Annotated in this window: 19 protein-coding genes; 7 read left to right on the plus strand and 12 right to left on the minus strand. The window is 46.7% G+C overall.

Going from position 1 to position 21,466, the window contains the following annotated elements; translation table 11 throughout:
- Window positions 1-58 precede the first annotated feature (58 nt).
- Window positions 59-1,069 (minus strand): NAD(P)H-quinone oxidoreductase, encoded by a 1,011-nt coding sequence (locus tag J2W69_RS04655; RefSeq protein WP_310275012.1) that lies wholly within the window; start codon window positions 1,067-1,069, stop codon window positions 59-61.
- An 87-nt stretch (window positions 1,070-1,156) separates the two neighbouring features.
- Between J2W69_RS04655 and J2W69_RS04660 the strand changes: the two genes are divergently transcribed.
- Both J2W69_RS04660 and J2W69_RS04665 read left to right on the plus strand, forming a co-directional pair.
- Window positions 1,157-2,347 (plus strand): class I SAM-dependent rRNA methyltransferase, encoded by a 1,191-nt coding sequence (locus tag J2W69_RS04660; protein ID WP_310275014.1) that lies wholly within the window; start codon window positions 1,157-1,159, stop codon window positions 2,345-2,347.
- Window positions 2,348-2,422: 75 nt separating this feature from the next.
- Window positions 2,423-2,998 carry a YceI family protein gene (locus J2W69_RS04665; RefSeq protein ID WP_310275016.1) on the plus strand — a complete coding sequence of 192 codons (576 nt, stop codon included), beginning with the start codon at window positions 2,423-2,425 and terminating at the stop codon, window positions 2,996-2,998.
- An 80-nt stretch (window positions 2,999-3,078) separates the two neighbouring features.
- Here the strand turns inward: J2W69_RS04665 and J2W69_RS04670 are convergent, their stop codons facing one another.
- From J2W69_RS04670 to J2W69_RS04700, 7 genes are all read right to left on the minus strand, one after another.
- Window positions 3,079-3,729 carry a hypothetical protein gene (locus J2W69_RS04670; RefSeq protein ID WP_310275018.1) on the minus strand — a complete coding sequence of 217 codons (651 nt, stop codon included), beginning with the start codon at window positions 3,727-3,729 and terminating at the stop codon, window positions 3,079-3,081.
- Window positions 3,730-3,999: 270 nt separating this feature from the next.
- Window positions 4,000-4,299, minus strand: coding sequence for a PilZ domain-containing protein (locus J2W69_RS04675; RefSeq protein WP_310275019.1), 300 nt, complete (start codon window positions 4,297-4,299; stop codon window positions 4,000-4,002).
- A 134-nt stretch (window positions 4,300-4,433) separates the two neighbouring features.
- Window positions 4,434-4,820, minus strand: a complete 387-nt coding sequence (locus J2W69_RS04680; protein ID WP_310275021.1) for a response regulator — start codon at window positions 4,818-4,820, stop codon at window positions 4,434-4,436.
- A 111-nt stretch (window positions 4,821-4,931) separates the two neighbouring features.
- Window positions 4,932-8,852: an ATP-dependent RNA helicase HrpA gene (gene hrpA / locus J2W69_RS04685; protein ID WP_405047868.1), complete on the minus strand. Its 3,921-nt coding sequence runs from the start codon at window positions 8,850-8,852 to the stop codon at window positions 4,932-4,934.
- A 107-nt stretch (window positions 8,853-8,959) separates the two neighbouring features.
- Complete coding sequence (locus J2W69_RS04690) at window positions 8,960-9,379, minus strand: CBS domain-containing protein (RefSeq protein ID WP_008897341.1); 420 nt, start codon at window positions 9,377-9,379, stop codon at window positions 8,960-8,962.
- Between the two features lie 55 nt (window positions 9,380-9,434).
- Entirely contained in the window at window positions 9,435-10,469 is a 1,035-nt protein-coding gene (locus tag J2W69_RS04695; RefSeq protein WP_310275025.1) for an isoaspartyl peptidase/L-asparaginase family protein, read from the minus strand.
- Window positions 10,470-10,567: 98 nt separating this feature from the next.
- Complete coding sequence (locus tag J2W69_RS04700) at window positions 10,568-11,524, minus strand: endonuclease (RefSeq protein ID WP_310275027.1); 957 nt, start codon at window positions 11,522-11,524, stop codon at window positions 10,568-10,570.
- 332 nt (window positions 11,525-11,856) lie between these two features.
- Here J2W69_RS04700 and J2W69_RS04705 point away from each other — a divergent pair, with 332 nt between their 5' ends.
- Window positions 11,857-13,488 (plus strand): response regulator, encoded by a 1,632-nt coding sequence (locus J2W69_RS04705; protein WP_310275029.1) that lies wholly within the window; start codon window positions 11,857-11,859, stop codon window positions 13,486-13,488.
- Between the two features lie 31 nt (window positions 13,489-13,519).
- Here the strand turns inward: J2W69_RS04705 and J2W69_RS04710 are convergent, their stop codons facing one another.
- The 4 genes from J2W69_RS04710 to J2W69_RS04725 form a co-directional block, all read right to left on the minus strand.
- On the minus strand, window positions 13,520-14,029 hold the full coding sequence (locus J2W69_RS04710; protein WP_310275031.1) for a DUF1543 domain-containing protein: 510 nt from the start codon (window positions 14,027-14,029) through the stop codon (window positions 13,520-13,522).
- Between the two features lie 80 nt (window positions 14,030-14,109).
- Entirely contained in the window at window positions 14,110-14,706 is a 597-nt protein-coding gene (locus J2W69_RS04715) for a nucleoside deaminase (RefSeq protein WP_310275033.1), read from the minus strand.
- Between the two features lie 142 nt (window positions 14,707-14,848).
- Window positions 14,849-15,622 (minus strand): DUF2145 domain-containing protein, encoded by a 774-nt coding sequence (locus J2W69_RS04720; RefSeq protein ID WP_310275035.1) that lies wholly within the window; start codon window positions 15,620-15,622, stop codon window positions 14,849-14,851.
- 1 nt (window position 15,623) lies between these two features.
- Complete coding sequence (locus J2W69_RS04725; protein ID WP_310275037.1) at window positions 15,624-16,040, minus strand: hypothetical protein; 417 nt, start codon at window positions 16,038-16,040, stop codon at window positions 15,624-15,626.
- Between the two features lie 210 nt (window positions 16,041-16,250).
- Here J2W69_RS04725 and J2W69_RS04730 point away from each other — a divergent pair, with 210 nt between their 5' ends.
- From J2W69_RS04730 to J2W69_RS04745, 4 genes are all read left to right on the plus strand, one after another.
- Window positions 16,251-17,006: a hypothetical protein gene (locus J2W69_RS04730; RefSeq protein WP_310275039.1), complete on the plus strand. Its 756-nt coding sequence runs from the start codon at window positions 16,251-16,253 to the stop codon at window positions 17,004-17,006.
- A 1-nt stretch (window position 17,007) separates the two neighbouring features.
- A complete protein-coding gene (locus J2W69_RS04735) occupies window positions 17,008-17,481 on the plus strand; it encodes a CS1 type fimbrial major subunit (RefSeq protein WP_310275041.1) in 474 nt (157 codons plus the stop codon).
- Between the two features lie 146 nt (window positions 17,482-17,627).
- A complete protein-coding gene (locus J2W69_RS04740) occupies window positions 17,628-20,120 on the plus strand; it encodes a TcfC E-set like domain-containing protein (protein WP_310275043.1) in 2,493 nt (830 codons plus the stop codon).
- Between the two features lie 8 nt (window positions 20,121-20,128).
- Window positions 20,129-21,343, plus strand: coding sequence for a hypothetical protein (locus J2W69_RS04745; protein ID WP_310275045.1), 1,215 nt, complete (start codon window positions 20,129-20,131; stop codon window positions 21,341-21,343).
- The last annotated feature ends 123 nt before the right edge of the window (window positions 21,344-21,466 follow it).

Genomic DNA, 21,466 nt, shown 5'->3' on the forward strand with positions numbered 1-21,466 from the left:
TATGTGACTGGGGCGAAGGCGCGCAGGTAACAAAGCTGCAGCTTCAAGTACGAAGGGGTTAAAACAGTGTCAGTACCAGTTTGCCTACTACGGCATTGGACGCCAACAACTGATGCGCTTTGTCTGCTTCCGACCAGTCCATACTTTGCGCCAGTACAGGCTTAATTTTACCTTCAGCCAAAGCCTTACCAAACTGCTGATTAAAATCGCTGATCAATGCAGCTTTGTAGCCATCAGTCCGGTTTCTAAGTGTTGAACACAGCAGCTGACCACGCTTTTTCAGCATCAGGCCTAAATCCAGCTCCGGGGTCATACGGCCACCGAGCATAGAAAGTACAATGATCTGACCATCCAGTGCCAACAGCTGAATATCTTCAACTATGTAATCGCCTGCGACAGGATCGATTATCAAATCAAAACCTTGTGGCCGTGCTGCTTTTAACTCCACAGCAAAATCATGGGTTTTATAGTTCACAGCAAAATCCGCCCCTAAGGCTAAACAGGCTTTGGCTTTTTCATCTGAACCTACAGTGACAGCCACAAAACAACCTGAAGCTTTGCCCAACTGTATAGCTGCAGTTCCGACACCGCTACCACCTGCATGCACTAATAACGCGCCTTGATCCGGCAAATGCCCGACAACACGCATGGCCTGAAAGGCAGTTAAAAACACTTCGGCGCAGGCTGCAGCTTCGGCCATACCTAAAGTTGCTGGTTTTTTAATTAAATGCTCAGAGTGCATTGCCACATACTGGGCATAACCACCGCCAGGCACTAAGCCAAATACAGCCTCACCCAGCCAGTCTTTTGAAACATCATCAGCCACAGCTACTACAGTGCCCGCGACTTCCAAACCCAAGGTATCGGATTCACCTGGTGGCGGCGGATATAAGCCAGTGCGCTGCAACAAATCAGCCCTGTTGATACCAGCAGCGGCCACTTTGACCAGCACTTGCCCTGCTTTTACCTGAGGAACAGCCACCGTTACCTGCTGTAACTGGCTTTGAGAACCGGGGTTAATCACCTCAATAGCCATCATCTGACTGGGTACAACATGGTTTTGTATCAATTTAGTGAGTCCTTTTCATAGTTTTGCTTTAGCTTTTGCGCGCTCTTCACTAAAATAGCGCCCCTTGCCCATCTACAGAGTTGACCTATGTCTCACAGTATCATTTTACAACCCGAACGCGAAAAATCCTTAAGACGCCGCCACCCTTGGGTATTTTCTAAAGCGGTATTGCAGGTCAAAGGTAAACCAGATTCGGGCGAAACTGTAGATGTACTCACCCACGATGGCAAATGGTTATGCCGCGGTGCTTATTCAGCCGACTCGCAAATTCGGGTACGCGCCTGGACCTTTAACGAAAAAGAACAGATCGATCAGGCCTTTTTCACCCGCCGTATTCAGCGCGCCTGGTCTGTGCGCCAGGATATGTACGACCTAACGCAAACCAACGGTTTACGTATAGTAGCTGCTGAATCTGACGGTTTACCAGGTGTCACTGTCGATTTATACGCTGATGTGCTGGTCTGTCAGCTGTTATCCGCTGGTGCCGATGCAAACCGTGAATTAATAGTAGAAGCATTAAAACAAACTTTCCCTGATGTCAGCATTTACGAGCGTTCAGATGTGGATGTACGGAAAAAAGAAGGCTTAAAACCTGTCACAGGCTGGTTGCATTTACCTCGTGAAAGCGGCGAAGTGGTCATTCTGGAAAACGGCATGAAGATTCTGGTGGATGTGATCAACGGCCACAAAACAGGTTTTTATCTGGATCAACGCGATTCACGCGCTGCTGCTGGCCGTCTGGCTAAAGGCAAAACCGTACTGAACTGCTTCAGCTACACCGGCACTTTTGCTTTATCCTGCTTAAAAGGTGGTGCAGAGCATGTGACTAACGTCGATATGTCGGATTTAGCCTTAAAAACGGCAGAACGCAACTTAGCCCTTAATGATATGGAACTGGATAAAACCAGCAACGTCAAACAGGACGTGTTTAAACTGCTGCGCGAATACAAAGAGCAAGGCAAGTTGTTTGATATGGTGATTTTAGACCCACCAAAATTTGCCGACAGCAAAGCCCAACTGATGCAAGCTGCCCGTGGTTACAAAGACATCAACCGTGTGGCTATGCAGTTGGTGAAACCAGGTGGTTTGTTGCTGACCTTCAGCTGCTCAGGCTTAATGGAAGAAATGCTGTTTCAAAAAATAGTGGCCGACGCAGCACTGGATGCGAACAAAGATTGTTTGTTTATCGAGAAACTCAGTCAGTCCAGCGACCACCCTATTGCCAGCTTCTACCCTGAAGGTCGCTATCTGAAAGGTTTAGTCTGCAAGGTATTTTGAACCGTACTTTGAATGGTATTTAAAAAGTATTCTGATTGGGGCTTTTGCCCCAGTCCATCAACTAAGGAGTGTTCGATGACGATAAAAAAATTAGCTTTAGTAGTGGCTGCGGCCTTAAGTTTTTCCGCTGCGGCCGACTGGTCTGTCAATAGCGAGCAATCCAGCCTGACTTTTGTGTCTGTGAAAAATGAAGTAGTAGCCGAAACCCACAGTTTTAAAGAACTCACAGGCAAGCTGACGTCAGCAGGTGAATTTTCAGTGGCGATCCCGGTCATGAGCATAGACACCATCATTCCAATTCGTAACGAACGTATTCTGGAGCATGTGTTAGCGGCCAAACAATACGCAACTATCAATGCCAAAGGCAAAGTAGACAATAAAGTGTTAGCTGGCTTAAAAACCGGTGACAGCGTTGTTGTGGATCAATCGTTAGATTTGACCTTACTCACTCAAAGCCAAAGCCTGATGGCCAAAGTAAAAGTGACCAAAGTGTCAGACAGCCAATTGGTAGTCACAACTGTTGCGCCAATTATGCTGGACGTAAATAAATTCAAATTAAACGCCGGTGTAGAAAAACTACGTGAACTGGCAGGCCTGAACAGCATCAGCCCCATGGTACCCACTACTTTTAGTCTGGTATTGGTGAAGTAGGTTTTTGGTTTAGTTTGATTTGTGAAACAGCCACCGTTTGGTGGCTGTTTTATCCTCGCCTCAAATGTAGAAGCTGATCATCAAACGATTTTTTTATAATTCACATTGCGTTGTCTGGGGTCAAAATAACCCAAGATACAATTGGGATTCACTATACAAAGTTGAATGTGATTTTTTTCCCGGAATCCGGCATTTGGATAAAGATCCTTCCCCTCAGGAAACATTCCACGGACAGAATCAATGAAGCTTTGATGATTTCTTATTTTTCGAATGTTTGTTCCTGAGGTATCTGCAAGACCAAGCTCCTTGGCGATAGCTTCATTATTGATTTGCTGGAGATGCATCATAACCTTGCAATCAAGTTCTCTGACCATATTTATACCGTCTTGGACAATTTGATTCACGGGGAGCGTTTTATTTATAGTTTGCAGTTCCAACTTCAGAATTTCATAAGCTTTTTTGACTTTTGCGACATCGGCGGAATCAAGAAGATCAATACAATATCCTAGCTTTATAAAAGCTCCAATAACAGCGGGAGTTTTAACTTTGTTACTGTCCTTTGCCCATTCAAGTGCACGTTCATAGCTCCCTTCCCAAAAATAGATACCATGCCCGAGCCAGTCATAGGCGTTTTCACTACTACCCAGGACTTCTCCATTTTTGACAACACCGTCAAAAACTGACTTATCGCAGCCATGAAAGCCGACAACTAAGCCAGGAGAAATATACATTTATGAGATGACTCTGTTGATTACTTTTCCGCTAGCGTTAAGTATTCCTGACCGTTTCAACGACTGCTTAATTTTTTCCCGTGCCTCTGGGGTGAGTTCTTTTTTTTTGCTCTTGAACTTTAAATCAGCCAGTCTTTCGTCCAACGAAGTCTGAAGATCAAACATATTCCATCCTTCTACAATCAAGTTTAACATTGAGAGGAGTTTACAATAGCAGCAGTAATGTTTATAGGTTTCAGCTGCAAATACTACTAAAAAACATCGGCCCTATTAATTCAGTTCTATAATCTGCACACCCAACTGATAGCAATCTTCCTGCTCCTGAGCGCAGCGCATCACTTTAGCGTGGGCGGATAAAGGGGGGAAACTGGGGTTGGAACTTTCCATTTTGATGTAGAGCAAAATGCCCATTTCCAGCGGTTCGTCTATTTCCAGCGACATACCAGTGGAGCTTAAATCGCGGCAAATGGCGTTAATCACCCGGCCAGATTCAGGATCGTTAATCATTAACTGCACCTGAGCATTCACCATCATTCGGTAGTAGTTGCGTTTATCACTGTGGCCTAACATAAACTTTTACTGCCTCCCCTTCGTAGCCGAAGCCACAGCTGTTTTGCTGCAATTCCAGTTACTTTGGGTCTAATGTTTTGAATTGATATCTTTTATAGATCGGCAACAGGCCAGTGTAAAGGCTTTTATTCAGCTTACTTATGCATATGGCTGCAGAGTAAATCATCCACCAGCATCTGAATATGCTTGGCACTGATAGGCTTACTGACAAAAGCGTCGGCTCCGGCATCCAGCGCTATCATTTCATCGCGTGGAGTATCCAGGCCCGACATTATCAGAATGGGGATATGACCGGTTTCAGGGGCGTTTTTCAATAAGCGGCAGGTGTCCAACCCATCTAAGCCCGGCATACAGATATCCATCATTACCAGATCCGGTTGTTGTTGCAACACCAGTTGTAAAGCTTCCACTCCACTTTTGGCATAACACAGTTGGTAAAAAGGCGACAAAGCCAGTTCAAGCAGGCGAAACATAAAGTCTTCGTCGTCCACTATCATGACCTTTTTTTGCTTCAGTTCCATTGTCTGCATCCTTGTGTCTCCATTCCAACGCATCGATGCGCCTGAACTAAGTGTATGGCTTATTTAGCGATTTGCCAAAAAACAGCCACATTTTTTTCTAAAAAATTTACTTTACTTTAACTCTGCAACGGCCTGCAAGATACGTTTTACCGACACAGGATAAGGTGTGCCTAAAGTCTGAGCATGTAACGACACTTTAAGTTCCTCCAGCATCCAGCGAATAGCCAGCACCGGCTCCGGAATACTGCGGCCGGCAAACTTCCCCAGTAAATTCTGATAAGCATCTGCTGCCTTTTGATATTCGTGTGACATTAATCGGTCGCGGTTTGGATCCACAGGCAGTTTTTCCTGACGTTTTTGCAGTGCCTGTAAATAACGCAAAATAGCATCCAGACGTGCCGCACCATGAGTGCTGACGAAACCTTTAAACAATAAGGAATCCAGATGTTGCTTGATTTCCCCCTGGCCTTGCACATGTTTTAACTCAACTTTACCTTTAAGTTTTTTCTGAATTTCGTGGCCCAGGGTTAAAATCTGCTCTACTTTCAATGCAATACGAAGCACTGTTTCACCGAGTTCTGCGCGAATTTTTTCCTTCACTGAGGTGAAATCAGCTTCTGTTTCAGGCCAGGGCTGCTCACTGATCAATTGATCGACACCAGCGGCAATACAGTCGTCTATCAGCTCCAGCACTTTGCCAAAAGGATTAAAGTACAAACCCAGCTTGGCTTTGTTCGGCAAGGATTCCTGCAGGTATTTGACTGGCGATGGCACGTTTAACAGCACTAAGCGGCGCAAACCCAGTTTGCTTTGTTCAGCCGCTTGTTCGGCGTTATCCAATAACTTAATAGATACCGAATCTTTGTTATCCACCAAGGCCGGATAAGCTTTGATTTGATACCCAGCCTGCATTTTGATGTATTCACGCGGCAACTGGCCAAAAGACCACTGGGTGAGCTTGTCCTGCTCTATGCCCCGCTCCGCCACCTGACTTAAGTTTTGTTGCACCTTGCCTTGCAGCTCTTGTTTTAACAGCGCTAAAGAGCGACCTTGTTTTAAGGTGTTACCTTTGTCATCCACTATCTTAAAGTTAAACTTCAGATGGGTTTCAATGCCGGACAGCTCCCAGGCGTCATCCGGAATAGTCACGCCCGACATCCGCTTTAATCTGTTGCTGACCACATCCAGCAAAGGCCCGTCTTCGGGGTTAATGCTTTGTAATAAGGCATCGGCGTAATTTGGTGCAGGTACAAAGTTGCGTCTGTATTGTTTCGGCAAACATTTAATCAGCGCCACCAGCAAATCATGCCGCAGGCCCGGAATGAGCCAGTCAAACCCCTGCTCTTCCAGTTGGTTTAACAAGGACAAAGGCACAACAAGACTGACACCATCGTCCGGCGCGCCCGGTGAAAAGTGATAATCCAACGGCAAAGTTAAATTGCCCTGACGCCAGAATTCGGGGAATTTATCGGCTGTAACTTCTGAGGCATCACGCTTATACAGCTGCTCTAAATCCAGATGCAGTAATTTGGCATCTTTGGCTTTGGCCTCTTTCCACCATTTGGCAAAATCAACTCTGTTATTGGCCCAAAGCGGAATTTTTTCTGCGTAAAAGGCCGCTAAGGTCTCTTCATCCACCAGAATATCGCGACGGCGGGCTTTTTCTTCAAGCTCTGTCACTTGCTCAATCAGCTTTTGGTTATGGGCTAAAAAGCTTTCGTTTAAGCCTAAATCCTGTTCAACCAAAGCACTGCGGATAAAAATGTTGTGACAAGTGGCAGGGTCTATTTTGCTGTACAGCACAGGGCGTTTGCCGACGATGATCAGGCCATACAAACAGACCTGCTCATAAGCCACTACTGCGCCTTTTTTCTTTTCCCAATGCGGCTCGCTGTAACTGCGGGTAACTAAATGCATAGCCGCAGGTTCAACCCATTCAGGTTCTATTTTAGCTACTGCGCGGGCATAAAGCTTTGAGGTTTCAACCAGCTCTGCTGCCATGACCCATTTAGGTTTACGTTTAAATAAGCTGCTGCCAGGAAAGACAAAAAAGCGGCTTTGGCGTGGGCCCATATAATCAGCGTCGCTGTCGCGGCTACCAATCTGGCCTAATAAACCTGTCAGTAAAGCACTGTGAATTTGCTCGTAGGATGCAACCTGCGAATTCAGGCTCCACTGCTGCTCACTACAAATTTGGCTGAGCTGGCCAAATAAATCCTGCCATTCGCGCACCCGCAGGTAATTGAGCAGCTCTTGTTTACATAAACGGCGGAACTGGTTATTGGTCAGCTCGTCCTGCTTCTCTTGCAAATAAGCCCAGAGTTTTAGCCAGGCGCTGAAATCTGAATCCGGATCGGCAAAACGGCCATGCAATTCGTCGGCTTTTTGCTGTTTATCCAAAGGCCGTTCGCGTGGGTCCTGAATAGACAAGGCCGAGACAATCACCAGCACTTCCTGCAAACAGCTGTGTTCTGTCGCTGCAAAGACCATACGGGCTAAACGAGGGTCGACAGGTAAACGGCTGATTTGTCGGCCTAAGTCTGTCATTTGTAAACTATGGCTATTGGACTGAGGCTTGACTGCGCCCAGCTCTTCCAACAGCTTAATACCGTCGTTAATAAAACGGCTATCCGGACGCTCTAAAAACGGGAACGCCTGAATATCGCCTAACCCCAAAGCCAACATCTGCAAAATAACAGAGGCTAAATTGGTACGCAGAATTTCCGGATCGGTAAATTCTGGTCTGCCATTAAAATCTTCTTCGCTGTATAAGCGAATACAGATACCGGCTGCCACACGACCACAACGGCCTTTACGCTGATTGGCGCTCGCCTGACTGACAGCTTCAATCGGCAGCTGTTGCACCTTGGATCTGTAGCTGTAACGCGAAATACGCACTGTGCCTGGGTCTATCACATAACGAATACCAGGCACTGTTAACGAGGTTTCAGCCACGTTAGTCGACAAAACGATGCGACGGCCAACATGGTTCTGGAAAATCAGGTTTTGTTCAGCCGCACTTAAACGAGCGTACAGCGGCAACACTTCGGTATGAGGCAGCTTTAATTTTTCCAGCGCATCTGCTGTGTCACGAATTTCACGCTCGCCGTTTAAGAAAATCAGAATATCGCCAGGTGGCTCGCGGTATAACTCTTCGACAGCATCAAAGATAGATTGCAGCTGATCGGCATCTTTATCGTCGTTTTCTGCCAAAGGCCGGTAACGGGTTTCCACAGGATAAGTACGGCCTGAAACTTCGATAATAGGCGCATCAAAAAAGTGCTTGGAAAAACGCTCTGGATCTATGGTGGCGGAGGTAATAATGACTTTTAAATCAGGGCGGCGTGGTAACAGCTGTTTTAAATAGCCCAATAAAAAGTCGATATTTAAACTGCGTTCGTGCGCTTCATCGATGATGATGGTGTCGTATTGATTTAAAAATCTGTCCTGCTGAATTTCAGCCAGCAACACACCGTCAGTCATCAGTTTGACTAAGGTCGTTGGCGCTGTGTGATCGCCAAAACGGATTTTATAACCCACCTGCTGCCCGACAGGGCATTTCAGCTCTTCGGCTAAACGTGCAGATACACTGCGTGCCGCTAAACGTCGTGGCTGGGTATGACCTATCATGCCAGCCACACCACGACCTAACTCTAAACAAATTTTTGGAATTTGGGTGGTTTTACCTGAGCCTGTTTCACCGGCAATAATCACTACCTGATGTTTGGCAATGGCGGCTTTAATATCGTCTTTTTTACCTACGACAGGCAATTCAGCCGGGTATTCAATAGTCGGCATTGCTGCAAATCGCTGAGCGCGCAATTGCATAGAAGCGGTGATTTTTGCCGACAGCTGCAGCATTAACTGCTGCTGTTTAGCTTGGTCCTGCTGTTTTTTTATGCCCTGCAACGACTGGCGAAAACGGTGCTGATCTTTGGATAATGAATTGGGAATGGCTTTAGCAAGCGCGGCAACAGAAATTTCAGCGTCATTGGCAGCAATAGCAGGTTTAACAGTAGAGTCGGTCAACACAAGGCCCTCAAAAGATAGGGGCGACATGCTACCAAGTTCAGGGGCTTGAGATCCAGTAAAAGCACCGCTTAAAACGGTGCTTTTACTGCACATTTAATATTAATACCCTAACTAACTGCTTTGTAATGGGAGTGCAATTCCAGATCGATGGCACGCAATACATCTGTTCTGCTAATTACACCCAGCAGATAACCATCATCATCCACCACAGGGTACACCTTAGGTTTGGACATCAGCATGGTTTGCGCTAAATCTACTATGCCGTGGTAAGACTTCACCGTCAGCACTTCTCTTCGCATCACATCTTTGACTGAAGCAGCCTGCTGCAAATGATAAGTACCGGATAACATTCTGGACAGGCAATCCTGCTCAGAGACAAAACCAATCACTTTTTTTTCTTTGTTGATCACAGGTCCACCCAATTGTTCAGCGAGGATAAGTTTATTTACCGCCTCTTCCACTGACATCTCTTCGGTAAAGGTCACAGGGTGACGATTCATATGATCGGAAATTTTTAATAAGTCCATAAGCCCCTCAAAAACGTCGTATTTTCACAACACCTTAAGCTTAGACCAGCTCAGACTACTTGGCTGAACTCTCTTTAAAAATTTCACTTATTGTGGCTTCGCCTTCGGCTTTTTTCGCCCTGTACATGCCTTCGGTATTAAAACTCCAGCCTATTTTGCCTTTGTGATCAATCAGGATCACACCACCAGTACCACCGACTTTGGCTAATTCCTGTTGTATCACCTGGTCGGCCGCTTTATCAGCACTGACGCCCTGATATTTCACTCTGGCACAGATATCAGAAGCCACACGGTAGCGGATAAAAAACTCACCATGACCAGTGGCCGACACAGCACAACTGCTATTGTCTGCAAAGTTACCTGCACCAATAATAGGCGCATCACCAATACGGCCATAACGTTTGGCTGTCATGCCACCAGTGGAGGTTGCAGCTGTGAGTAAACCACTGCGGTCCATAGCCACAGCGCCTACAGTGCCCATATTCCATTGTGCTTGCCATGGTGTTTTTAAGCGGTAATTTTGTGCCTGATGTGGCACTTTTTGCATACTTTGTTTGGCTTTTTTTAAAGCGTCATAACGAAATTCGGTATCAAAATAGGAGTTTTCAACCAGCTCCAGCCCCTGCTCTTTGGCAAATTGCTCAGCACCAGCACCGGAGAGCATCACATGTTCGGATTTTTCCATCACAGCGCGGGCCAGCAATACAGGATTTTTCACCACAGTGACTCCCGAAACAGCACCAGCCATCAGGTTATCACCCCGCATAATGGATGCATCCAGTTCATGACCTTCGTCATAGGTATAAACCGAACCTTTACCAGCGTTAAACAGCGGCGAGTCTTCCATAATCAGCACCGCAGCTGTGACTGCATCCACACTACTGCCACCTTTTTCAAGCACGGCATAACCTGTTTCTACTGCATGTTTTAAGGTGGCGTGGTAGGCCTGCTCCTGCGCTTCTGTCATCTGGCTTTTGTTGATGGTACCGGCGCCACCGTGGATCACTATGGCGATTGGAGTTGTGGCCTCATTAGCCGAAACTAAAGCGGAAAAACAGCAGAAGGCTAAAAAGCTGATGGAGCGACGCATAAAGAAATCCCTGATCAATAAATGTATTGCTCAAGGTTGTACCGCGAACTACCTCACAGGCGCAAGTTACTCTGCGTTAGTTTTGCCAGAATAAGGGTTTAGTCTTCAGCGCCTATGGAGGTTTCTGCACTGCAATTACCTGCTCTTTTAAAGCCTGCATTCAGTGCTTGTTGTTCTGTATCAAACCATTGTTGATTGCGCTCTGACACCTGACGATAACCACTGCAATGACTCAGGTGATACAACTTGCTGCGCTTATTGCCGAGCACCTGACCTGAGGCTTGCCCGGTCTGAACTGGTGCTACAGCGACAATTTGACTTGCCTGAGGTTGTTTATTCAGACCAAAAGCCGAGGCTTTGTAATCCAGCTGCCAGACTTTTTTCCCTGTGACAAAGTCATTGCCATGGCCCATATGCTGAGCAATACGTTGCTGCAGCTTCAGCTCAGTGTCATCGACAGGGTCCTGCTGATGCCAGGCCATAAAAAGCTGTTGCTGGGCTTTTGATAAATGAATGTTGTATTTGTCGGCCATGTAAAAATGAATACGGGCTATATCGCCACGAATTTGTGGCCTTGGTTCAACCTGCCGGCTTTTAAAGTCTACTTTCACTTCACAGGAACCATATTGTGGTGTTTGGGGTGGCAAGAGTGCAAAACGGTAATGCGCTCTGTCACCGTTCACTTCGCCTATCGCAGGTTTGAGATTAAATAAATCAGCTTCCATTTGTTTAAACAAGCTATCTGTTTTGCCGCATTGCTCGCGCCCGCCATTTCTCCAGCAGGACAAAGGGGAGCCAAATTGCTGGGCAGGCATCACATGCTCCCATTCAATCCGGCTGGCTCTGGGGCCATTTTTCCGAATTTGATAACCACAGGCCTTCAGATCCGGAATGCCTTTGCCTGCTTGCCAACGAATATCGCATCCACAATAAAACTCTTGTTTTTCAGGGGCATAAATACGACTGGCTAGTTTTTTGGCGGAATCAAAATTGGCAGGCGCTGCAGCCACTGTCCAAACAACAAAAAATGCAAAAGAAAACATGAATTTAAACAAAGAGGTACAACCTTAAACTGCCTACAGAACGGTTTTATTATGCCACAAGTACGAACAGAGCAAATCAGACATTTAAGTTCCGATAAAACACACTGCAGCGCTAATCCTGGTTCATCTTCCTTTTTGTAAAAAATAATTCACGCTGAGGAGGTTCAGGCTAAGGTGATGAGTTATAGGATCTTTCTGCTATCTTTAGAGTGATAGCAGCAATTAATCATGGTTAACATATAAAAAACATACTTTACAAAATCAACTTGGCTATTTAGTATGCGCCCGATAATTTCGTCGCTACAAATCAGCAGTTAAACGCAAAATATAAGAGTTAAACCGTTATGGACCAGTCATTTTTTCGTTGTAAAAAAGTCTTGGTCATTGATGACTGTGCGCCCGTCCGGGCCACCGTAAAAGGAATGTTACAACAAATGGGGTTTGAGGCTATTCATCTGGCCAAAGACGCAGGCGAAGCTATGCAGAAATGTATAGATATGCCCTTCGATTTTATTTTGTGTGACTTTAACCTCGGTGACTGCAAAGACGGTTATCAGTTATTTGAAGCCTTAAAAAAACAACAACTGCTGGCCCCGCTCTGCTGTTTTATCGTCATTAGCGCCGAAGGCCAAAGCCAGATAGTGCATGGTGTGATTGAACTGCAACCTGATGACTATCTGCTGAAACCTTTTAGCGCCCCGGCGTTGGAAGAACGGATCAACAGAGCCATCAGGCACCGTATTGAATTACGGAAAGTATTTTTCCGCTTATTTGAGCAGGACTATGCCGAAGCCTCGCGTGAATGTGATCTGGTGATGCGTACCAAACCAGACTATGCATTGCAAGCCATGCGACTGAAAGGCGAATTGTTGCTGAAATTAGGCGACTACGACAAAGCTGAAGTGTTTTACCAAAAAGTGCTGCAACAAAAAGCCTATAGCTGGGCGCGTCTGGGCCATGCCTTAAGCTGTTTTTATCTGGAACGCTGGGAAGATACCGAACTGGAACTGGCTGATTTGACACAGTTTGGTGATACCAAAGTGGAAGCTTTGGATTGGTTATCCCGTTTATACGTGCGCCATGGTCGTTATCAGCTGGCTTTTGAAACCTTAACAAAGGCCGCCACATTGTCCCCCAAAAATGTCAGCAGGCAAAAAACCTTAAGTAATTTATGTGCCATTTTGGGCCATACCGATATAGCAGCCCGTATTGCCGGCAAAATAGTTCAGGGTGCCCGCCATTCTATAGATGATACAGCTGATAATTATCTGAACCATGCCCGCGCTTTGGTCGACCAGGCCAAAGGCGCATCTGTGTTGGATAAAGCTGTTATTCTGCAAAATGCAGGCAAGTTGCTGGACGCTTTGCATAAACGCTTTAACCTAGATGCGCTTAAGCGGGAAACCGTGATCTTACGCAGCCGCATGAGCAGTTGCCGTGGAGCCATCAAAGAAGGCCGCGAATTAATGCAGCAAATTCAGGATTTACCCCTGGATGACCTGACCATCGACAGTTGTATGGATGCAGCCAAAGCTTTTTTTGAATTGGGTGATTTATATTCCAGCCAGCTTTGTATCGACCGCTTAAAAACCATGTTGTATGACGATGATTTCCTGACCGAAACTCAGCGCATTATGTTGCAACTGGAACAGGACAAACACGAAAGCTTAAAACAGCAGATCAAACAAATTAATACCGAAGCCTCAGACGCCTACCGTATGGGCCAATATGGCCGTGCCGTGTCGCTGTTTTGTGAAACCTTCGACTTTATGCCCACCAATCCGGTGATAGCGCTGAATTTACTGCAGGCGATGAGTAAAAGCGCAGGAGTCACAGGCGAAGCCATCAACTACGCCCGCAATGCAGCTAGGGTACTGCGGCAAAATCAGCTGGATAAATCTGAGCAAGAACGTTTTGAAAAATACGTCACCACTTTAAAGAAAACCCAGCCAGGCTTGTCTTCGGTGCAGTTGTAAAAGGTCAGAGCTTTAGCTCTGACCTTTGTTATTAACCCAAAATAATATAGTCCGACTGATAAACTATGTCTTTGTGCTCAGCCAGAACCAGTCGTACATAACGGCCTCCTACCTGATCAATAGCAATGCAGTCATCTACATCCACTACAGCATCGGTATGGGGTTTATCCCAGCCTTTGGGCAGGTATGCTTTACCCTTTTGTTTAGCTTCAGCTTTGTCTTTGGCGGTGACCAGCAGGTAATGATGATCTTCACCAAAAGCACCAGGTAAGTAGCCGCCTAAATTAATGAAAAACAACCGCAATTCATCTGCAGCAGGTGCTTGTTCAGAAAACCGCAGCTGATAGCCTTCTATTCCGTCAACCTGCATCCAGGAATCGATATGCATACCCGCCATAGTGCCAAACCACTGCTCGCGTAACTGCGGATAACAGTCTTCAATGCTCTGACCACTGACAAAAGCCACATCATGGACTTCAATTTTTGCTTTGGGGTGTTTGCCACCTAACATCACGACAAATAACACTTCAGATTCCTTCAAAAAAACGCCTCTGCTCTGGCCACAAAGCAAATAACGTAAAAGGCAACAGCAAGATGACAGCTCCTGCCTTTGCAGTTAGTTTAATCCCTGCCGTTATAAATCCGACCACCAGAGTTTTTGTAATAATCCAGCACCGCTTTGGCATCTGCACGCTTAAACTGACGCACCACTTCCATACCGGCATTTGCTAAATACTGATACGACTGCTCAAATACCGGGCCTTCGTCAAAACCAATAGCTCTGGCATCTTCAGCAGCACCAGCACAGACCATGCGATTGACGCCACTCCAGAGCACAGCCCCCATACACATGGCGCAAGGCTCACAAGAGGTAAACAGCTCACGGCCACTGTCTGTTGCCAGAGTAAAAGAACCCAAAGCTTTTTCGGCCATCATAATAGCCACAGTTTCGCCGTGTAAGGTGGAATTGGTTAAAGGCACCACACGGTTGACCCCTACCCCTAACAGCTGGCCTGAAACCCGGTCAAAAATAGCAGTACCAAAAGGGCCGCCCGTGCCACGCTCTACATTTTGTTTTGACAATTCAATGGCCAGGGCCATTTTTTCATCGTCATTGTGATAGGTTTTTTGCCAGTCGACAAAAGTGGCTACCCAGTCTGGTAATTCCACAGTTACAGCACTGCCCGGCTGGTTAATAAAGCCAATACGCTCTTTCATGATTTGTCCTGTCGCGTTTTGTTACGACTTGTCGCGTGTCATTCTAAAAAATCGGGTCGACTTTTTACCTGCATATCAACTGGACGACAAGTGGGAATTTATAAATGGCCGTTATTTTTTGCAGAATAACGGCAGGTTAAGCTTAATGCGTCAGCACTATACGCTGGGTATCAGGCTGCAGTTTTAATAAAAACTGTTCGACAGACTCGACTGTCACTACCTGATACTTTCCTTTCAGGCGTTGTTTCAGTGGATGATCATCAAAACTAACGTTGGCCTTAAATACAGAAGCCCCCAGCCGTGTTACCGGCCCCACTTCAATGACTCCGGGCTGAAAACTCTGTTGCTTTAACCAATGTTGTACAGACTTTCTATCCGTTAAAGGGCTTTCACTTAGCGCGTGCGCCAGTAACTCCAAACCCCATTGGTTAGAGTTCTGATACTCAGTGTCAAAAACGTAAGCCAACATATTGTACTTCTTATGATGCATTTGACGGGCTAAAGGTCCTCGCATCAGGTCGGCCAGTTTTTGCTGAACAGCAACAGGCGGCAATAAAATAAGCACTTCAAAAGCCAACACGTCGTCGAGGAAAAAGTTACCCAACCCTTCCACATAAAGATCAGATCGATCCGAGCCACATTCATTTAACTCATGCAAAACAGTGTATCGGCCATCGGCTTCTTTTTGCACCAATCCAAGATGGCTGTATCGCAAGCCATATTTTGATAGGTCCTGGCCAACCCTGGCTATGATGGCCGTTTCTGCCTGAGCCTGCTGTAATGTCGTCTGAGTTTTTAAAGCAAGCTCCAGCGCGTTCATCAATTCCAACGGCTCAGTTTCTGAATCCGAACAACCTTGTCCGGCCTGAACCAAGCCAGACAAAGACAGCAATAAGGCAACTGCAAGAGTTTTCAATTTATTTTGCTTTGGCATGTTCAATCAGCGCTTTGCCAACTTCAGTAGGAATAAAGGCAATGGCTTTGCCGCTGTAATACAAGGTATAACCCGTGCTTAACGCCGTCAGCTCTACAGCTTCGCCCACAGCGATACTTAATCCTTTTACCGCTTTGCCTGAAAGCTTCACTGTAGCGCTGGCTGCTTTGCCTGAGCCTTTGATCACAACCACCATACCTTCTGCAGTTTTTTCAATACCTTCGACCACCAGTTGGCCAGAAGCTGCAACTGCAGATAAAGAACCTGCCAGTACCAGACCAACACCTTCAGACATCAGGGCTGAAGCGTTAGAGCCATTACAGGAGCCGCCACAATCCTGAGCAACTGCAGCAGGGGCTGCAAAAGAAAAAACAGAGGCCAATACAAGAATGAGTTTCATCGGGGTATTTCCTTGGTTCCATGGATAGATTCAGTCGCAAGATTGCCCGAATTTTCACATACTTTCAATCAGCTTATTGCAGCGGTATTTTTACAAATCAGACAAATCCGATCCACATGCCTTACATGAATACCTACATTAACGCGCCTTACCCCAGATCACATTTTTGTAGTCTGAACGGGTTAAATACAACAAAGGAGCAAACTGACGATGCAAAACAAAGTCTTCACTTTGATGAAATACTTAACAGTGTTAGCAGGTCTCGCGAGTCTGTTTAGTTACGCCGCAGCCCCTAATATTAACGTCGGCACTTTGCACGACTATATCAGTGGTAAACAAAGCACTGAACTCAAACGTATTTATAACGCTGGGGACGCCACAGCTTTTGTGCGGGTGACTGTGCATGAGATTGTTTATGACGAACAAGGTGTCGCTAAAGAAGTAGAAGCTGGCGAAATTTTAGGGGACAGCCAAAACGCTGACACCTTAATTGTCAGCCCTGCCCGTTTGATTATTCCGGCTTCAGGCATTCAGTCGGCCCGTTTATTGTTTGTAGGCCCTCGCGATAAAGAGCGCTACTTTCGAGTGCGTTATATTCCCGTACTACCGGACGTCAATGACAACTTTAACTTAAGCGCCGAAGAAAGTGCCAACTACAACAGCTCATTGCAGGCTGGTTTTAACCTGTTGGCAGGTTATGGCACCATCGTTTTTGTGCACCCGGCGCAAGAAATCTTCGATACTCAAATTACAGCCTACAACAACAAAATCATGATCCGTAATAACGGCAATACCACCATTAAGCTGGATAAACTGGCTCAGTGTGATGCCGGCAACACCCACTGCGACAAACCCATACTGGAGCATATTCTGCCGGGCAAAACCAAAACATTGCACAAAGACGCTGGCCGCCATTACCGTTTTGAGTTGCAGGAAGGTGAAAAGAAAAAGATGCAGGAGTTTTGATATGCGTACCGTTCTGCTACTGATGCTTTTTGTCTGTCCTCTGCTTTTTGCCACAGAGCGCTTTGAGCACAAAGTGACAGTCTCCTTGCAACTGCCGAATCCGGATTTTCAGATCAATACGCCGGAGTCCGATCCCTGGTTGAATCAAACCCAACGGATGCAATGGGACAGTTATCAGCAACAACTGTTGCCGATACAAAAACAGCTCTATATCCAGAGCCGTTTAGGCGCTGTTTCAGCCCGTTTGTTAGCACCGCCTTTATTAAGTTATGGCTCAGAGCAAATTCCACTCAAAGTACAACTGAACAACAGTCTGTTAAGTACTACAGCTCAAATTGTATTAAATGCCCAACAAGCCAGTGCAGGCCAGCAACTGGATATGCTGATTATGGCACTACCCCCTTCAAGCGGTCGCTACAGAGCCGGTACTTATCAGGGGGTGGTGAATTTACTCTTTGAAACCTCAATGCCATAGAGCTGATGCCATTCGCTTTAAGCCGACAACCAAACCACTCAGGCACATTATCCACAACCCAAGGTAAAACTCAGATTAGTCCGATAGTCTGACTGCCTTTGCCTGCTTAGCATACACAGCACTCAACTAACAGGGGGGAACTGTGATTGCCAGCGTTTTCACTCAACCACATTGCTATCTGCATAACCTGCACCCTGCTGGCAACTTCAGCTTCTGGCCAGACGGTACAGTCTGCTATTCCTGTGTTACAACAAGCCGAACAACTACCGGCTGATTTTGCTTCGCATTTATTTAATGTGCCGCTGGCGGTCAGAGTCGAGCTGAACAGCAATTATCTGGGTGATGCCCTGTTGGTGTTAACAGAAGACGACAAAGTGCAGTTGCTGAGTTTTACCGATGCCTACAACAGTCCTTATGACGATTCAGAACGGAGTTTCTGGCAACAGGAACTCAGCGACAAAGTGGCTTTAGGCCCTTGCACTGGCTGCAAAAAGCAGTGGCTGGCACTGGATTACAGCTTGTCCGACTCCCGCTTGTCTATTCTGACTACTGATGTCGAACAGCAAAACACAGCGCAAAAATATCAATCCTTGCCTGAAGGCGGCAGCAGTGGCCTTATTATTCAAAATCAGCTGAATCTGATGAATGTGGAAAACTCTGCATCCTCCAGCTATTACCATCTTGAGGCCGTTGCCAGTACAGGCAACTGGACTCATCACAGCGGAGCTCAAATCTCAAAAAGCGGCGTTGCAGGCAACAACACCTACTACGGTGTAAGCCAGCTTTACAGCCAGCGTGAACTACAAGGTCATTCTGTTCGTGCCGGATACTTTGCCAATGATCCTCAGGGCTTAAGCTTGCGACCTGGCCGCGGTTCAGGCGGCGAAAATATGCTGGGGCTGATGCTGAGTTCCTCCGACACCCTGGTCACAGACCAACAGTACCCCAGCACAGTGCCTGTGTACGTTACAGCCGACAGGCCCGCTATAGTGGAAATTTATCGTAATGGTTTTCTGATCAATAGCCAGCAAGTGCAGGCAGGTTTGCAGGCGATAGACACTAAAGTTTTACCCGGAGGAATTTATGAAGTGCAATTGCGGGTAGTACAGGATGGGCAGCTGATCTCTGAATCCCAGGCCATGATTTATAAAGCCAGCAACTGGGGGGACAGTTCAGAGCCGCTTCGCTACAACCTGTTTGTCGGCCGCCAGACTCAGCTGTTTAACAGCACAGAATCGGCTTTTGAAGGGGATTTAACAGCGGGTGCCACGCTGAATTACCTGCTCAATGCATCCACTGTTGTTGGCCTGGGCACACAGTATATAGATAAGGCAATTCAGCTTGGTGGCTCTGTTGATCACAGCCTGTCGGATCGCAGCAAACTGCTGGCGAATTATTATCACAGCCAGGGCAAGGGTTATGGCCTGGATGCCCAGTTTATCTATGGTTTTGACAGCGGTAATCTGGTGCTCAGCCAGCAGTACAGCAAAAACACCCAAAACAAAATAGCAGTTTCGCAACAAAGTACGGCTCTGAGCTGGCAGCAAAGAATCAGCGCCAGCCAAAGTGCTTCGCTCAGGCTGTCACACCAGGCACACAGAGGTACAGGAGCAGACATCAGCTGGCAGTACAACCATAAGTTTATGGATACCGACAGCACCTGGCGTGTCAGTGCCTTTAACAGGCCTGCGCTTTCGGATCAGACGCAAAAACGCAACACCGGTATAGAACTCAGCCTGAACATCAACTTTGGTCAGCAGTCTTCGCAGTTTTATGGCGCTTTGGGCAACAGAACCTCACGGGACGGCAGCAAAGAGAGCACCGCAGAATTAGGCTGGCGTAAGCAAATTGAAAATAGCAGCATTAAAAGCATTGGCTTAAGTTCCAACTTTGACAGCTATGGTGTGGGTTTAAACAGCTATGCGACCCTACAAAACCAATACCTGAACAGCGATCTCTATATGTCCAGATCCTCTTTTGACGGCAAATTCAGTTCAGGCTTAAACCTGACCAGTACTGTGGTAGCGAATGCCAATGGATTGGCTGCCAGCAGCGCAAATACCTATCAGGGTGCCAGCCTGATTGTTGATTTAGAGTCGGATCAGGATGATTTGGAGCTGATGGCGCATGACTCAGCTGGTCAAACTGTAGTGCTAAAACCTGGCTCTAATGTGGTGCCAGTTGCTGCTTATACGCCAGGTACTGTCAGCTTCGACTTTGCCAACTCAGACTCAGCTTATGTCAGCCTGTCGCAGTCCGTGCAGCGGTATCACCTGAATAAAGGTGGCGTGGATTATCTGAAGCTGTCGGCTTACAAAACGCTGACGGTGATAGGCCGTCTGCTCGACTCAGAAGGTAAAGCTCTGGGCGGGCACCATGTGCTGAATCACTCCAGTCGCACTGTCACAGAAAACAGCGGATTTTTTACCTTAGCCATGCGTCAATCCGCGCCAACACTGGATGTGCTGCAACAAGGCGAACCGCTTTGTCATTTTGAACTGCCATCCGACACAGGGCAACAACAGCAGGACTTATGGTTTGTGGGCGATTTGTTATGCCAGCCAGATCAAGGTCAGATGGCAGAGCAGTCTACACAACCGGCACCCCAACCAGAACCACAGATTGTTTCACCTGAATGAGGTCTACTATGAATTTTACAGCTTTCATATTTCGTTGTGCGCTGTTCGCAGCGCTTTGCATTTTGCCGGCACAAGCTTATGAAACTACTATTCATGCCGAATACAAACCCGGCGCCAATGGTCAGCAAAACATTGATTTTACGGACATTACCGAATGTCGTGGTTATTGGTGTATCCATTGGGGCAGAGATAAAATTCTGCAGTTGAATACTTTTATCGACCGCACTGTGCGCCGCAGTGCTAACCCAAGAGAGCAAGTGTATCTGCGTTTTCCGGGCAGCCGAAACGTGACTGTGCAGCAGGAAAATGGCAGTTCAGCCAATTTAACTTTTACCTTAACCGACATAGGAGGTATTTACCGGCGCAACTCTAACAATCAACCTCACCTGTTTCAGCTCAGTGAAGATTTAAATTTTCCGGATAGCAGCTCATCCTGTCGCAGAAGTGCATTTAATGCTGTCACAGGGGTCACAGACACTGCCTTTTTGTGGAGCATTAATGCTGCAGCACAACAAAGCGGCGGCCAATGCACCAGAGCGCTACGAAGCCAATACTCAGGCAGTTATGGCATTACACAACGGCATTTAATTTTTAAATACCGTCTAAATACACCGGATCCGCTAAAAATGGATAACGGCATTTACAGAGGCAAACTGGTGTTTAGTGTAGGACCCAATGGCGATTTTGATTTTGGTGATGGCAGCTACGATGAAAACGAAGTGGTGATTAACTTTGAACTCAGCGTCGGCCATCAATCCTTATTTCGTTTTCCGGCGGGCAGCGAACAGGCAGTGCTTCAACCTGCCGCAGGCTGGACTCAGTATTTAACCACAGGCCGCGTGCCGGACCGTGTTTATCAGGACATCCCTTTTCGGTTATGGAACTCAGTGCCTATTGCTGTTTATCTGCACTGTGAGTACCAAAGCGGCTCAGATTGTGCGCTGAAAAACACCAGGCAAAACCATCTGGTGCCAGTGAAATCCAGCTTAAGTTTGCCAAGACAACTGGCACAACAAAATGGCGCTGCAGTCAATAGGATCCAGTTACGACAAGGCCAGGCCAATCAACTGCTGTTTAAAGCCAATTCCACTGTACTGAACGGTGCAGGAGAGCTGCATTTTGAAGTACAGCAAACTGCGTTAACAGAGATGCTCAGTAGCTACAGAGGCGATTTATACAAAGGAGATGTCACTTTGGTGATTGAATCTCAGTTACCTGATTAGACAGGATCAGCAGCCTCGGCTCTGATGTACTAGTGCTCTTTCCACTTAATTCTGACTGATTAAATTGCCATACGCCCGGTTCAATTTTCGCCGGGCTCCATCCACATCAAACATCCAGTTGAT

It is taken from the genome of Rheinheimera soli (assembly GCF_031457405.1).
Taxonomy (GTDB): Bacteria; Pseudomonadota; Gammaproteobacteria; order Enterobacterales; family Alteromonadaceae; genus Pararheinheimera; species Pararheinheimera soli_A.